Origin of the sequence: Tardiphaga sp. vice304, assembly GCF_007018905.1 — a bacterium.
Taxonomy (GTDB): domain Bacteria; phylum Pseudomonadota; class Alphaproteobacteria; order Rhizobiales; family Xanthobacteraceae; genus Tardiphaga.
The window spans coordinates 768,656-781,124 of the sequence record NZ_CP041402.1 but is presented as its reverse complement, the minus strand read 5'-3'; the positions used below and the strand labels follow the sequence as shown (position 1 = coordinate 781,124).

General features: G+C 64.2%; 17 protein-coding genes, 1 tRNA gene and 1 pseudogene. 5 read left to right on the top strand and 14 right to left on the bottom strand.

Features of this window, described 5'->3' with window-relative positions; translation table 11 throughout:
• The first annotated feature begins 67 nt into the window (after positions 1-67).
• Positions 68-717: pseudogene (locus FNL56_RS03695) on the top strand (BON domain-containing protein).
• 73 nt (positions 718-790) lie between these two features.
• Positions 791-1,327: a hypothetical protein gene (locus tag FNL56_RS03690; RefSeq protein WP_143571647.1), complete on the top strand. Its 537-nt coding sequence runs from the start codon at positions 791-793 to the stop codon at positions 1,325-1,327.
• A gap of 52 nt (positions 1,328-1,379) precedes the next feature.
• Here the strand turns inward: FNL56_RS03690 and FNL56_RS03685 are convergent, their stop codons facing one another.
• The 6 genes from FNL56_RS03685 to FNL56_RS03660 all read right to left on the bottom strand — a co-directional run bounded on the left by FNL56_RS03685 (position 1,380) and on the right by FNL56_RS03660 (position 4,331).
• Positions 1,380-1,784 carry a BA14K family protein gene (locus tag FNL56_RS03685; RefSeq protein WP_246661618.1) on the bottom strand — a complete coding sequence of 135 codons (405 nt, stop codon included), beginning with the start codon at positions 1,782-1,784 and terminating at the stop codon, positions 1,380-1,382.
• A gap of 180 nt (positions 1,785-1,964) precedes the next feature.
• A complete protein-coding gene (locus tag FNL56_RS03680; RefSeq protein ID WP_143581780.1) occupies positions 1,965-2,417 on the bottom strand; it encodes a baeRF12 domain-containing protein in 453 nt (150 codons plus the stop codon).
• A 24-nt stretch (positions 2,418-2,441) separates the two neighbouring features.
• On the bottom strand, positions 2,442-3,170 hold the full coding sequence (locus tag FNL56_RS03675) for a CBS domain-containing protein (protein WP_143571645.1): 729 nt from the start codon (positions 3,168-3,170) through the stop codon (positions 2,442-2,444).
• A gap of 161 nt (positions 3,171-3,331) precedes the next feature.
• Positions 3,332-3,407 (bottom strand) — tRNA-Phe (locus FNL56_RS03670).
• Between the two features lie 137 nt (positions 3,408-3,544).
• A complete protein-coding gene (yacG, locus tag FNL56_RS03665) occupies positions 3,545-3,718 on the bottom strand; it encodes a DNA gyrase inhibitor YacG (RefSeq protein WP_143571644.1) in 174 nt (57 codons plus the stop codon).
• Positions 3,708-4,331: a Maf-like protein gene (locus FNL56_RS03660; RefSeq protein WP_143571643.1), complete on the bottom strand. Its 624-nt coding sequence runs from the start codon at positions 4,329-4,331 to the stop codon at positions 3,708-3,710. The genes yacG and FNL56_RS03660 overlap by 11 nt, the downstream gene beginning before the upstream one ends.
• Before the next feature lie 1,177 nt (positions 4,332-5,508).
• Here FNL56_RS03660 and FNL56_RS03655 point away from each other — a divergent pair.
• Positions 5,509-6,519, top strand: coding sequence for an IS110 family transposase (locus FNL56_RS03655; RefSeq protein ID WP_246661617.1), 1,011 nt, complete (start codon positions 5,509-5,511; stop codon positions 6,517-6,519).
• On the opposite strand, the gene FNL56_RS03650 is transcribed toward FNL56_RS03655, so the two are convergent.
• The 3 genes from FNL56_RS03650 to hisD all read right to left on the bottom strand — a co-directional run bounded on the left by FNL56_RS03650 (position 6,479) and on the right by hisD (position 8,807).
• Complete coding sequence (locus FNL56_RS03650) at positions 6,479-6,946, bottom strand: arsenate-mycothiol transferase ArsC (protein WP_143571642.1); 468 nt, start codon at positions 6,944-6,946, stop codon at positions 6,479-6,481. The two genes, FNL56_RS03655 and FNL56_RS03650, sit on opposite strands and share 41 nt — an antisense overlap.
• 74 nt (positions 6,947-7,020) lie before the next feature.
• Entirely contained in the window at positions 7,021-7,515 is a 495-nt protein-coding gene (locus tag FNL56_RS03645; protein WP_143571641.1) for a UPF0262 family protein, read from the bottom strand.
• Positions 7,512-8,807, bottom strand: a complete 1,296-nt coding sequence (gene hisD / locus FNL56_RS03640; RefSeq protein ID WP_143571640.1) for a histidinol dehydrogenase — start codon at positions 8,805-8,807, stop codon at positions 7,512-7,514. Before hisD ends, FNL56_RS03645 begins: the two co-directional genes overlap by 4 nt.
• Before the next feature lie 228 nt (positions 8,808-9,035).
• Between hisD and FNL56_RS27560 the strand changes: the two genes are divergently transcribed.
• Positions 9,036-9,221, top strand: coding sequence for a hypothetical protein (locus FNL56_RS27560; RefSeq protein WP_168202849.1), 186 nt, complete (start codon positions 9,036-9,038; stop codon positions 9,219-9,221).
• Between the two features lie 11 nt (positions 9,222-9,232).
• Positions 9,233-9,598, top strand: a complete 366-nt coding sequence (locus FNL56_RS28580; RefSeq protein WP_168202848.1) for a transposase — start codon at positions 9,233-9,235, stop codon at positions 9,596-9,598.
• Between the two features lie 53 nt (positions 9,599-9,651).
• Here the strand turns inward: FNL56_RS28580 and FNL56_RS03630 are convergent, their stop codons facing one another.
• The 5 genes from FNL56_RS03630 to FNL56_RS03610 form a co-directional block, all read right to left on the bottom strand.
• Positions 9,652-10,140, bottom strand: a complete 489-nt coding sequence (locus tag FNL56_RS03630; protein ID WP_143571638.1) for a F0F1 ATP synthase subunit B family protein — start codon at positions 10,138-10,140, stop codon at positions 9,652-9,654.
• Between the two features lie 3 nt (positions 10,141-10,143).
• The gene (locus FNL56_RS03625) at positions 10,144-10,713 is read right to left on the bottom strand and encodes a F0F1 ATP synthase subunit B family protein (protein ID WP_143571637.1); all 570 of its coding nucleotides are present in this window, start codon (positions 10,711-10,713) and stop codon (positions 10,144-10,146) included.
• A gap of 62 nt (positions 10,714-10,775) precedes the next feature.
• A complete protein-coding gene (locus tag FNL56_RS03620) occupies positions 10,776-11,003 on the bottom strand; it encodes a F0F1 ATP synthase subunit C (protein WP_143571636.1) in 228 nt (75 codons plus the stop codon).
• 59 nt (positions 11,004-11,062) lie between these two features.
• Positions 11,063-11,812, bottom strand: a complete 750-nt coding sequence (locus tag FNL56_RS03615; RefSeq protein ID WP_143571635.1) for a F0F1 ATP synthase subunit A — start codon at positions 11,810-11,812, stop codon at positions 11,063-11,065.
• Between the two features lie 87 nt (positions 11,813-11,899).
• Positions 11,900-12,271, bottom strand: coding sequence for an AtpZ/AtpI family protein (locus FNL56_RS03610; protein ID WP_143571634.1), 372 nt, complete (start codon positions 12,269-12,271; stop codon positions 11,900-11,902).
• Positions 12,272-12,469: the final 198 nt, after the last annotated feature.

Below are 12,469 nucleotides of genomic sequence, written 5' to 3'. Positions count from 1 at the left end.
ACCTGCTTTCTGATATGTCGAACATCAGTCGATCTGACACTTCACATCGAAATGGAGGAATCGTCAAATGACCGATTCACAACTGCGACAGGATGTGATCGACGAGTTCGAGTTCGACCCGCGCTTCAATGGCGAGCATGTCGGCGTCGCGGTCGATAAGAACGTCGTCAGCCTGAGCGGCCATGTCAACAGCTACGCGGAAAAGCTTGCAGCCATCGCGGCCGCCCGGCGCGTCAAGGGCGTTCACGCTATCGCCGAGAATATAGAGGTACGATATACCTACCAGGCCAAGATCGCCGATGACCAGATTGCCAAGCGGGCTATCGACATTCCGGAGTGGGATGTCGTGGTGCCGCCAGGCGCCGTGGATGTGCTGGTCCAGGACGGCTGGGTGACCCTGAGCGGCACCGTCAACTGGTACTATGAAAAGACCGCGGCGGAAGACGACGTACGCAAGCTGTCCGGCGTGCGCGGCATCACTAACAAAATCACGATCAAGCCGCATATCGACGCGATCGACGTGAAAAAAAGATCGAGGCGGCGCTGAAGCGGCATGCTGAAGTGGAAGCCAGCGGAATTCGCGTCAGCGTGCAGAACGGCAGCAAGGTGGTGCTCGAAGGCAAGGTCGATAACTGGGACGAGCGTCGCGCCGTCGAGAATGCGGCGTGGTCGGCGCCCGGTGTTGCTGCCGTCGAGGACCGGCTGACGATCTCCTGAAACGTTTTGCCGCCGGACCGGCGCTGGCGGACGGTTTTTTCTCGCGCCGGCTGATACGCAGCAGGCCGTCCGCGTGGACGGCCTGCTGCGCTCGCGGTTGGAGCCTTCAGGTGAGATTCTGACGATGACCGATGCATCGCAACCCCGTCGTACCCTACTGGGCGCCGCTCATTTGCTGGAACGGACCGGGCTTGCGCTGACCGGCGGCCTGTCTGCGATGTTCGTCGCCATTCTCGAAGGGCGCGTTCACGTCGCCTTCGTCGAAACGGCCATCCCGTTTCTGGCCGTCCTCATCTATGGCTCGGCCGGCTTCTATACCGGAATCGATCTTCCCCGCGGCCCGCAGAAACCCGGGGCACGATCGGCGCATCTGCCGGCGACGACCAGGGTTCGGATTCAGCTGCTCAGTGCCGCCGGCACGTTTCTGGTCGCCATGACCTCGGGTATCTCGGCCGCTATTGTCGTTCTCGACCTTGCCGCAGGACCTGTCTCGGCCATCATGCTTGGCGTGTTCTGGTTTGCAGGGGCGACCATGCAGATCGCGGCCGGCATTACGGCCCGCCGACCTGCTACCGACAGCGCCGATCGCAAACAGCGGCCTAAGTTCTGACAAATGGACGCTTCGCTGGCATCCCGTGGCGGGGACGTCCGCCGGCGATCAGCTACTGGCAGAGATGCCGCCGCCCGTCATAGCCCAGATAAGTCCCGCTGATCGGATCAAACGATCGATAGCGCGAGAAGCAATATGCTTCCCAGCTCGGACCAGCGTAGCCGACCGGGCCATAATACGGCGGCGGATAGTAACTGCGACGATAGTACGTATACGGCCCGTCGTAATAATGCGGCACGCTGAGCAGGCCGCCAACGATGAGCCCGGTCGCGAGACCTGCCGCCAGTGCCGCCCCGCCGCGACCACCGCGGACCTGCACGATGTCGGCCGTGCTGGCCGAGGCCATCAAGCGCGCCGCCGGCGCCAGTGGAACCGCGGCCACCGGCTGCATCGAACCCATGATACCGAGAATTCCCGCCGCGACGAACGCACTTCGAATATAGGTATATCCGCGCATGATACAGTCCTCCATCCTGCTTGCATCGTAGAACGATTGTTCATCGATGCGTTTGATTGATATCAAGCGCGGCAATGCTGGCCATTCCCAGCGCAGGCACGGGTTCGTTTCTGCGCGATCACCGGCCGAGCGCATTGCGTCAGCGTTGCGGCAAAGATCGCACGCCGGCACGTCGCGATGTCAGACGGCTTCGGTCAGATACTTCTCGATATCGCCGATCGGATGCTTGGTGAGGTCCTTGTTGATCTCGGCAAGAATCAGGCCCTTGATGTCGGCATGGAATGCGTCCCGCAACTCGGCGAGGGTTCGCGGCGGCGCCACGACGACGAGCGCACGCGCTTTGCTCGACCGGATCAGTTGCTCCAGCGAGACGGCGACGCGCCGCGCAAAATGCTGCTCTTCGATATCATGCCAGTCCGGCTGCCCGACGGCGCTACGCTGCTCGCCCGGAGCGGCCTGGTGCACCCGGCCCGGCCGATCGGCCCCCTGCTCGTGAGTCGGCGGATTGTCATCGAGAAAAACCTTCTCGGTCTTCAGGTTCGGGAATTTTTCATCGCCATCGTTGCGCAGAAACAGCGCCTTGCGGCCGTCGCCGACGAACACGAACGCACCATGCGGAATTTTCAGTTTCATGAGTTTAAATCCTGACAGAACCCGCTAGCCGACCTTGGCCCAATCTTCGTCTTCCGGCGACCGGAAGGAAATGCCGGACATCGCATCGAACCACGACAGATGGTCATGGACGAGCCGGACGCCCGCGACGTTTTCGGCGGCCACGATGATCGCCTTCCGGTAATCCTCATCGGGAATGATGCCGCTGATATGCACGATGCCTTCCCGCACGATCACGCCGAGTTGCATCGGCGTCCAGTCGTTGTTCTGGATGGCCGCGATCACGCGATGGCGGATATGATCATCATCGGCGGTCGGATCCGGCACATCGCGCGCCAGGCTGGCGACCGTGCGGAGCAGGTCGGACCGGGTCAGGATGCCGACCAGCGTCTCGCCGCGCACGACCGGCAGGCGTTTGACATTGCGGCGCTCCATCAGACGCACCGCGTCCTCGAGCGGCACCTCCTCCGTGACGGTGCACAGATCCTCGGTCATGATCTCGCCGACCTTGCGGCCATGCGCGTGAACGAAGTCCTTGGCGGAGCTGCCGGGACCGAGCAGGAATTTGAGCCAGCGGCCGCGCTTGCGCTGCGTGCCGATTTCGCTGCGGCGGATGAAGTCGCCCTCGGAGACGATGCCCACCGGCTTGCCCGCTCTGTCGACCACGGGCAGCCCGCTGATGTGATGCTGCAGCATCAGCTTGGCGGCCTCGATCAGCGGCGTCTCCGCATCGACCGTAATGACATGGCGGGTCATGATCTGATGCGTTCGCATGGCATCCTCCGGGAGAGATGTTTCCCCAAGGGTTACGCCAAGCGTCTCGCGGCCGGATTGATACAGGTCAAGAAAGGAAGGTGACCGCGCGATCCGTCAACCGCACGCTGCAGGCGGCGCGCCATCGGCTGGTTTCGTCGGAAGAAATGCGGAATTTAAAATGGTGCCCGGGGGCGGATTCGAACCACCGACACTGCGATTTTCAGTCGCATGCTCTACCAACTGAGCTACCCGGGCAGGGTCCCGAACGCATCCGGGAGCGCCGGTTTATAGGCAGGCTGGCGGCCCATGTCCACCCGCCCGTGGGCGATTGCTGAAAAAGCCGATTTCGCCGTGAAATCAACGCTCAGGGCGGCGTCGCGAGAGCGCGCGGGCTAGTCGGCGTCCTCGTCGTCGGTGGGTTTGCCGGGAATCGAATAGGAATTCGACAGCCAGCGGTTCAGATCGACGTCGCGGCAGCGCTCCGAGCAGAACGGCTTGGAGGCCTCGACCGACGGCTTGTTGCAGATCGGGCACGGTCTGGCTTTGGCGGAGGACTCAGCTGGCATTGAGCCACCCGTCGCGAGCCGGAAAGCCTTCGCCGGACAGCAGCGACACCGTCTCGTAGAGCGGCAGGCCGACGATGTTGGTGTAGGAGCCGACCATCTTGACCACGAAGGAGCCGGCAATGCCCTGCACGGCGTAGCCGCCGGCCTTGCCGCGCCATTCGCCGCAATCGATATAGGCGCGGATGTCGTCCTCGGTCAGCCGCCGGAACCGCACGCGGGTCTCGATCAGCCGCTGCCGGAAGCCTTCCTTCGGGGTCACGATGCACACCGCGGTATAGACGCGGTGGTTGCGCCCCGACAGCAGCCGCAGGCATTGCGAGGCCTCGTCGGCCAGTTCCGCCTTGGGCAGGATGCGGCGGCCGACCGCGACCACGGTATCGGCGGCGAGAATGAACGAACCGCGCAGATCGTCGTCGAGCTGCACAGCCTTCAGCGCCGCCTCGGCCTTGGCGCGCGCCAGGCGATTGGCGCAGCCGCGCGGCAGCTCGCCGCGCTTCGGCGTCTCGTCGACATCGGCGGGGCGCAGCGCATCGGGCTCGATGCCGGCCTGGTTGAGCAGGCTGAGGCGGCGGGGCGAGCCGGAGGCGAGAACGAGTTTGGGACGGCCGGGCATTGATTGATTGATCCTGGAGGGCGCGCGGAACGTATCGGAAGGGGGATGGCGCGGCAACCTGGCGAAGGCGGTCATTCCGGGGCGCCTCACACTGTCATTCCGGGGCGCGAGCGCCGCGAGGCGGGCGCGAACCCGGAATCCCGACATGATGGGGACAGCGCTGGAGCCGCACGGGATTCCGGGTTCGCATGCGGCTGGCGCCGCCTGCGCCCCGGAATGACAGTTTTGGATCACAGCCATGTTTCCGCGATCCCGCGGCGCCGAGGCGCCCGGGTTGTGGGTATTTCCAGCCCCCTCTTTCCGAAAAGAGGGCGCGCGGAACGCCGGACGCCAGGTGCGTCCGCAGCCTCGTGTGCAAAGTGTAGAAAGCACACGAGCCTAGTCACCACGAAAGCACCGAATCGTCCGGCGTTCCGCACGCGATGGTCTGTCGGCTTGCTTCGCGCTCTCCCCGGCAACGGTCGTAACCTGCTCGCCGTCGTCTCCGCCGGTTCCCGACGCCGCCCGGATTTGGACGCGTCGGCAGCAGACCTGATTTCGGTCGGGACCACACGATTTGGGCCGCCGCGCAAGGCGATACGAATGGGGCGCATCTCCACCCCGGTCCGCACCGCACAGCGTCGTCGTCCACCGCGATGCCCGTCCTCACGCGGCTGTGGGCGTCAAAGCGGCCCTTGTGGGCGCCGCTCATCTGCCGGGCCGCGCCCTGGCCAAAGCACCGCGGCGCGACGCTGCCGCGTCCACCGCATCCCGCCCCGCGAACCGTGACGATCGCGAAACGCCCCTCTCGATGGGGCGGGACGAACATAGGCATATGGTCTTATAGGAAGATTGTCAATATCGCTTTGGTGAAATTTCTTGCGGCTGGTCGAACCGCGTAGGGCGGGTTAGGCGTCCTTGCGCCGTAACCCGCCGCCCGTCGGATCATCGAGAGGCGGCGGGTTACGCGCTGCGCGCTAACCCGCCCTTGTAATAGCAAATCGGGATATTGTCAGCTCGTTCCGAGAGGAATGCTCTGCCGCGGACGGCCATCCGCGGCAGAGCGGCTGGCGATCGGATCGTATCCGCCCTGAGTCGTCTGAGACTGCCCCGTAGCGGGATCGCGCCAGCTCCTTCATCGGACCCGGATGGTTGCCGGAACAAGTTGGTTCGCTTCACAAGGCAGGGGTCGACGAAGATGACGAACAATAACACGGAAACGGCCGGCATCGATACGGCCAAAGACAAGCTCGACATTGCGGTGCATGGCCGGGAGCAGCGATGGCAGGTGCCCAACGTAGCGGCGGGATGGCGGCAGTTGGCGGCCGATCTCGGTAAGGCAGGCGTCACCAAAGTCGGTATCGAGGCCACCGGTGGTTATGAACGTGGCGTGGTTACGCATTTGCGCACCAAAGGCTTCGTCGTGCTGGTGCTGCAGCCGATCCAGGTCAAGAACTTTGCCAGGCTGCATCTGCGGCGCGCCAAGAACGACGCCCTGGATGCCGTGCTGGTCGCCGCCTGCGCGGCGGTGCTCGATCCTCCATCTGTCGACGCGGATCCAAGGCTCACGGAGCTGGCAGATCACCTGACCTTCGTCGAACAGATCGAGGAAGACATGGTCCGCCTCAAGACTCGGCTCGAACATATCGACGAGCCACGACGGCGGCGTCTGGTCCTCAACGACATCGATCGGCTGAAGGCGCGCCGAGCCACCGAACTCCTACGAATCGCGGGCCAACTGCGCGACCATCCGGATCTGGCGCGGCGCCTCGATCTGGTGCTCAGCGTCCCCGGCATCGGCGAGCGGACTGCGCTGGCGCTGATCATCCGCATGCCTGAGCTCGGCCAAATCAGCCGGGAGAAGGCGGCAGCTCTTGCCGGCCTTGCGCCGTTCGACGATGACAGCGGCAAGCATAGGGGGCAGCGCCACATTGCAGGTGGTCGAAGCCGCCTGCGTCGCTCGCTGTTTGCTGCGGCGCTGCCGGCCTCGTTCCGCTGGAACAAGGCCCTGTGCGCGCTCTACGAGCGCCTGAAAGCCCGCGGCAAGGCCACAACGAGGCGCTCATCGCCTGCGCTCGCAAGCTCCTCATCTACGCCAACACCGTCGTCGAGCGCGGCACGCCATGGGTTGAAAAGCAGGCCGCGCTTTAATGGTTGCTACGATGGCCTCACCCGCTCGCCGCGCCGCCCTTCGAAAATCGCTTCCTGATCCGCAGCAGCAATCCGTCCATCACCTCGCGATAGGCCGCGAGTTTCTGTTCGCGGTTGCCTTCGGTGCCGGAGGGGTCGGCAGTCGGCCAGTATTCGACGTCGGCGGCGTTGGTGCGGGTCAGTTCGAGCGCCTTGTGGTGCGCTTCCGGCGACAGCGTGACGATCAGGTCGAAGTTCAGCCCCTCCCAGTCGTCGAGCTCCTCGAAGGTGGTGGGCTTGTGCTTGGAGACGTCGTGGCCGAGTTCGGCCATCACCGCGACCACGAAGGGATCGAGCTCGCCCTTCTTCACGCCGGCGGATTTGACGTAGATCGCCTTCGGAAACATGTGGTGCAACAGGCTTTCCGCCATCACCGAGCGGATGCTGTTCTGGCCACAGGCGAACAACACAGCCTGCGGCATGCGGGCGCGGGGCGGTTCTGCCACGCCTCAAGCCCGCTTGTTCTGGCGCATGATGGGGTCCGAAAACCGGGTGACGCGTTTCGGAATCATGCGCCGGCTCAACCCTTCCAGTGCAGCACGGAGATCAGCGTGAACAGCCGGCGCGCGGTCTCGAAATCGATCCGCACCTTGCCGTCGAGCCGCTCCATCAGCGTGTTCGAGCCCTCGTCGTGGATGCCGCGGCGGCCCATGTCGATCGCCTCGATCTTGTCCGGGGTAGCGGTGCGGATCGCCTGGTAGTAGCTGTCACAGATCATGAAGTAGTCCTTCACGATGCGGCGGAACGGCGTCAGCGACAACAGGTGCACGACGACCGGCGTGCCATCCTCGCGGCGGATGTCGAACATCAGCCGGTTGCCGGTGATGCCGATATGCAGCGTGAACGGGCCGGCATCGGCGCCCTGCGGCGCGAACAGGTTTTTCTCCACGAGATCGTAGATCGCGATCGCGCGCTCGTGCTCGATGTCCGGTCCGGAGCGGCCGATCGATTCCTCATCGAGCGTCACCGCGCTGATGCGGTTCTCGGTGTCGTCCGAGGGGGGTGAGGTGCTCATCGCAGGTTCAGGCGCAATCCAACGGAACGTGCGTGGGCATCGAGGCCTTCGGCCTTGCCCAGCGTCATCGCAGCCGGGCCCAGCGCTCGAAGCTGGTCCGGCCCGCACTTCAGGATCGACGTTCGCTTCATGAAGTCAAGCACGCCCAAGCCGGAAGAGAACCGCGCCGAGCGCGCGGTCGGCAGAACGTGGTTGGAACCGCCGACATAATCGCCGATCGCCTCGGGGGTGTGGGCGCCGAGGAAGATCGCGCCGGCGTTGCGAATGCCCAGCGACAGCGCCTCGGGGTCGGCCGTCATGATCTCCAGATGCTCGGCGGCGATGGTGTTGGCGAGCGCCACGGCCTGCTCCAGCCGCTCCACCTGGATGATGGCGCCATAATCGTCCCAGGATTTTCGCGCGATGGCCGCCCGGGGCAAGGTCGTGAGTTGGGCCTCGACAGCGCGCGCGACGTCGTCGGCGAGCCGGGCGTCGTCGGTGATCAGGATCGACTGCGCGTTCACGTCATGCTCGGCCTGCGCCAGCAGGTCGGCGGCGATCCAGTCGGGATTGCCGGTCGCATCCGCAATCACCAGCACCTCGGAGGGGCCGGCGATCATGTCGATGCCGACTTTCCCGAACACAAGGCGCTTGGCGGCGGCGACATAGGCATTGCCGGGGCCGACGATCTTGGCCACCGGCGCGATGGTCGCGGTGCCGTAGGCGAGCGCGGCCACGGCCTGCGCGCCGCCGACGCGGTAGATCTCGGTGACGCCGCCGAGATGCGCCGCCGCCAGCACCAGCGGGTTGAGCTTGCCGTCCGGCGACGGCACCACCATCACCACGCGGCCGACGCCCGCCACTTTGGCCGGCACGGCGTTCATCAGCACCGAGGACGGATAGGCCGCGGTGCCGCCGGGGACGTAGAGCCCGACCGCCTCGATGGCGCTCCAGCGCCAGCCCAGCTCGACGCCGAGCGCATCGGTGAAACGGTCGTCCTTCGGCAGCTGGCGCTTGTGAAACAGCTCGATGCGGTCGCGGGCGAATTTCAGGGCGTCGACGGTCTCCGTGTCGCAGGCGGCAACCGCAGCCTCGATTTCGGACGGCGTGATGCGCAAGGAAGCGGCGTCAAGCTTCAACCGGTCGAATTTTTCGGTAGCTTCTAGCAGCGCCGCATCGCCGCGCGCGGCGACGTCATCGACGATGGCGCGGGTGGCGGTCTCGATATCCGCCGCGACCTCGCGCTTGGCGTTGAGGAAGGCATTGAAGGCGGCCGCAAAATCGGAGCTCTGCGAGGAAAGGCGAATTGGCATGGTGGTATCCCGGGGGGCCCTGCCGGCCAGAGCCCCCTGCTCAATGGCGCGGCAGGTGGAGGTCGTCAACCCCGGTGAGGCCCGTAGCCCGGATACCAATCCGGGACCGGCCCATCCGCCACGACGGCCTTCGCCGGATTACTGATTTTCACCCTCCCCGCAAGGGGGATCGTTGGGTAATTACCGATCTGTGATTCAGTGCTGGGATGCATTGATCGGAGACGGACGATGGCGGAACGGGATCAACTGAGCCTTGTGGAAGCGCTGGTTTCGCACAAGGTCGGGCATAACCAGACGCCTGAACGGCTGATCCGGGACGTGAAGTGGTACCGTTTCGAGAAGCTGCTGGCGCGGCTCAAGCCGGAGGGCGCGGGCCGGCCGCCCTGCGATCCGCTGCTGATGCTAAAGGCGTAGCTGCTGCAGCAGTGGTGCGGGCTGTCAGATGCCGAACATCAGCGCGGCTTGCTGCTGGCGGCCCGAAGGTCCGTGCCTCGCAGAAGCGGCACACCAGGCTGATCAGCAAGATCAGGGCCGAGGTCGAAGGCGTGTTCGCGACGCTGAAGCGATGGCTGGGTTTCGTCCGCGTCCGCTACCGCGGTCTGCCCAAGAACATCGCCCACTTCAACATGGTCGCGCTTGCCTACAACATGCGCCGTTCGCTGAACCGGACAGCGCAGGGCCTCAGAGCCGTCAAAACGAGCGCAAAGACCCCATTGAGCCAATTACGCGACGATCCCCCTCAGGGGAAGGTAAGAAAGCGGCGCCTGTCGCAACTGCACTTCACCACATAAAAAAAGCCGGCGCGATTTTCATCGCGCCGGCTTTTGAATGTGTAACCCGAGCCTCAGTTCAGCTTGGCGCGGACTTCAGTGATGCCCTTAGCGATCAGGTCGTCGGCGACCGAACCTGTAACCGACTGCGACAGGATGGTGGTCGCGGCGGTCACGGCGGCGTCGGCGGCGGCGGCGCGAACGTCGGCCACGGCCTGGGCTTCGGCGAGAGCGATCTTGCTCTCGGCGGTCTTGGTACGACGGGCGACAAAATCTTCCATCTTGGTCTTGGCTTCCGCGGCGATGCGCTCGGCCTCTTCCTTGGCGGAGGTAATGATGTCGGCGGCTTCGCGTTCCGCCGAGGCGTGACGCGCCTTGTAGCTGGCGAGCAGGGAAGCCGCTTCGTCGCGCAGGCGACGGGCGTCGTTGAGTTCCTGCTTGATGCGCTCGCTACGGATGTCCAGCGCCTTCAGGATGGTGCGGTGAATGCCGAACCAGCCGAACACGCCCATCAGGATGACGAAAGCGACCGCAACCCAGAATTCTGCTTGCAAACCGAACATGGGTTATCCCTTCAACGAAGCGTCGAGAGCTGCGTTGACGACGGCCGGTGCCGGGCTGGTGCCCGTCAGCCGTTCGACGATCGCCGCGGCGGTGTCGGCAGCGATGCCGCGAACATTGCCCATCGCCATTGCGCGGGTGCTGGCAATGGTCTGCTCGGCGGCGGTGAGCCGCGTCGCCAGATTTGCTTCCAGCTCCGCCTTGGCGGCGTCCTGCTGCGCGTTCAGCTTTTCGCGAACCTCGGCCGCCATCGCCTGCGCCTTGGCGCGGGCAGTGGCGAGTTCGGTCTCATAGGCCTTCAGCGCCGCATCCGAATCGGCCTTCAGCTTCGCGGCTTCGTTCAGGTCGGTATCGATGACCTGCTGCCGGGACGCCAGAACGCCGCCGACGCGGGGCAGCGCCAGGCGGGACACGATCAGATAGAGCACACCGAACGCGATCGCGAACGACACCAGCTGCGAAGCGAAGGTGTTGCTCTCGAACGGCGGGAATGCGGCCTTGTGACCACCGTCCGCCGCGGTGTGCGCGGCGGTACCGTGCTCCACGGCTTTGGATTTGCCCTGACCTTCAGCCACAGCAGACTCCTTATCGATCGGAAGCGCGCCCCGAAGGGGGCGCGACCGGATCAGTTTTCAGCTTAGACGGCGAACAGCAGCAGCAGCGCGATCAGCAGCGAGAAGATGCCGAGCGCTTCGGTCACGGCGAAGCCGAAGATCAGGTTCGCGAACTGGCCCTGCGAAGCCGAGGGATTGCGCAGCGCGCCGGCGAGGAACTGGCTGAAGATCATGCCGACGCCGATGCCGGCGCCGCCCATGCCGAGACAAGCAATGCCAGCGCCGATGTACTTAGCTGCGATGGGATCCATGGTAAAACTCCTTTGGGATAGGGATTAAGAGAGGTGAGGGGTGATTTCGGCCGGGTCGCTTAGTGTCCCGGATGAAGGGCGTCGTTGAGATAGATGCAGGTCAGGATCGTGAACACGTAGGCCTGCAGGAAGGCGACCAGCAGTTCCAGCGCGGTCAGCGCCGTGGTCATCGCCAGCGGCAGCACCGCGCCGAACACGCCGATGGCGCCAAGCGCGCTCAGCGACGTCACGAAGCCCGCGAACACTTTCAGCGTGATGTGGCCGGCCAGCATGTTGGCGAACAGACGCACCGAATGCGACACCGGGCGCGACAGGAACGAGATCACCTCGATCACGGTCACCAGCGGCAGGATGTACATCGGGATGCCGGAGGGCACGAACAGCTTGAAGAACTTCCAGCCGTTCTTATAGAGGCCGTAGATCAGCACGGTCAGGAACACCATCAGCGCCAAAGCGACGGCGACGATCAGGTGGCTGGTGACGGTGAAGGTGTAGGGAACGATGCCGATCAGGTTCGCGGTCAGGATGAACATGAACAGCGAGAACACGAAGGGGAAGAACTTCATGCCCTCTTCGCCGATGCTGGAGCGCACCGTATTGGACACGAATTCGTAGGACAGTTCGGCGACCGACTGGAACCGGCTCGGGATCAGCGCGCGTCCGGCGCTGCCGCCGAGCATCAGCACGGACACGATCGCCACGGCGCCGAACATGTAGGCCGACGAATTGGTGAACGCAATTTCCTGGTTGCCGATATGGCCCAGGCTGAAGATCTTGTGGATCTCAAATTGATGGATCGGATCGGCCATCCACGTCGGTCTTTCATCTCTGCCGGAACGCCCGGCATGTGTGCCGGACAACCCGGCGGTCTCAAACGCTGCGCAAATGCGCGAATCTCATGACTTCGGAGCGACGCCGGCCGAACGCATCACGTTCATCACGCCGGCGACGAAGCCGAGCAGCATGAATACGATCAGCCCCCACGGTGAAGTCGACAGCAGACGATCGAAGCCCCAGCCCAGAATCGTGCCGACGACCACCCCCGCGACCAGTTCCGAAGAAAGCCGGAGACCCACTGCCATCGCCGAAGCTCTGGATTGCGCGTTCCCGCTTCCGGTTTCGGATTGGTCAGCCTGGAACTTGCGGTCGTCCCGAATCTTGGACAACTTCTGATCCAGGCTTCCGAGCCTTGCGGACAGCGCGGCTTCATCGTGCGCCGGAAGTCCACCTCCGCTCTTGCCATCGTTGTCCGGCGTGTCGTCGGTCATGCTTTCGACACCCGAAATAACGCTGCAAATGCTGGAAATATCGCCCCGCAACCCTTCAAAGCCGGGCGGACCATACTTACCGCGTGTTGCCAAGTCAAGATTAGCTGATCTCCTGTTAGCGCCTTGATTCGCTTGAAGTTATTGATGAAATTGATTTCCCGCCGCGCGGGATCGCCGCACCGCAACAGCGCATTCGGC

Coding starts and splice junctions, on each gene's coding strand:
- FNL56_RS03655 (WP_246661617.1), top strand. CDS start 5,509: ATGACGAACAATAACACGGAAACGGCCGGCATCGATACGGCCAAAGAC.
- FNL56_RS03680 (WP_143581780.1), bottom strand. CDS start 2,417: ATGAAACTGAAAATTCCGCATGGTGCGTTCGTGTTCGTCGGCGACGGC.
- yacG (WP_143571644.1), bottom strand. CDS start 3,718: ATGCCAGCTGAGTCCTCCGCCAAAGCCAGACCGTGCCCGATCTGCAAC.
- FNL56_RS03630 (WP_143571638.1), bottom strand. CDS start 10,140: ATGTTCGGTTTGCAAGCAGAATTCTGGGTTGCGGTCGCTTTCGTCATC.
- FNL56_RS03685 (WP_246661618.1), bottom strand. CDS start 1,784: ATGCGCGGATATACCTATATTCGAAGTGCGTTCGTCGCGGCGGGAATT.
- FNL56_RS03610 (WP_143571634.1), bottom strand. CDS start 12,271: ATGACCGACGACACGCCGGACAACGATGGCAAGAGCGGAGGTGGACTT.
- FNL56_RS03675 (WP_143571645.1), bottom strand. CDS start 3,170: ATGCGAACGCATCAGATCATGACCCGCCATGTCATTACGGTCGATGCG.
- FNL56_RS03615 (WP_143571635.1), bottom strand. CDS start 11,812: ATGGCCGATCCGATCCATCAATTTGAGATCCACAAGATCTTCAGCCTG.
- hisD (WP_143571640.1), bottom strand. CDS start 8,807: ATGCCAATTCGCCTTTCCTCGCAGAGCTCCGATTTTGCGGCCGCCTTC.
- FNL56_RS03645 (WP_143571641.1), bottom strand. CDS start 7,515: ATGAGCACCTCACCCCCCTCGGACGACACCGAGAACCGCATCAGCGCG.
- FNL56_RS03620 (WP_143571636.1), bottom strand. CDS start 11,003: ATGGATCCCATCGCAGCTAAGTACATCGGCGCTGGCATTGCTTGTCTC.
- FNL56_RS27560 (WP_168202849.1), top strand. CDS start 9,036: ATGGCGGAACGGGATCAACTGAGCCTTGTGGAAGCGCTGGTTTCGCAC.
- FNL56_RS03660 (WP_143571643.1), bottom strand. CDS start 4,331: ATGCCCGGCCGTCCCAAACTCGTTCTCGCCTCCGGCTCGCCCCGCCGC.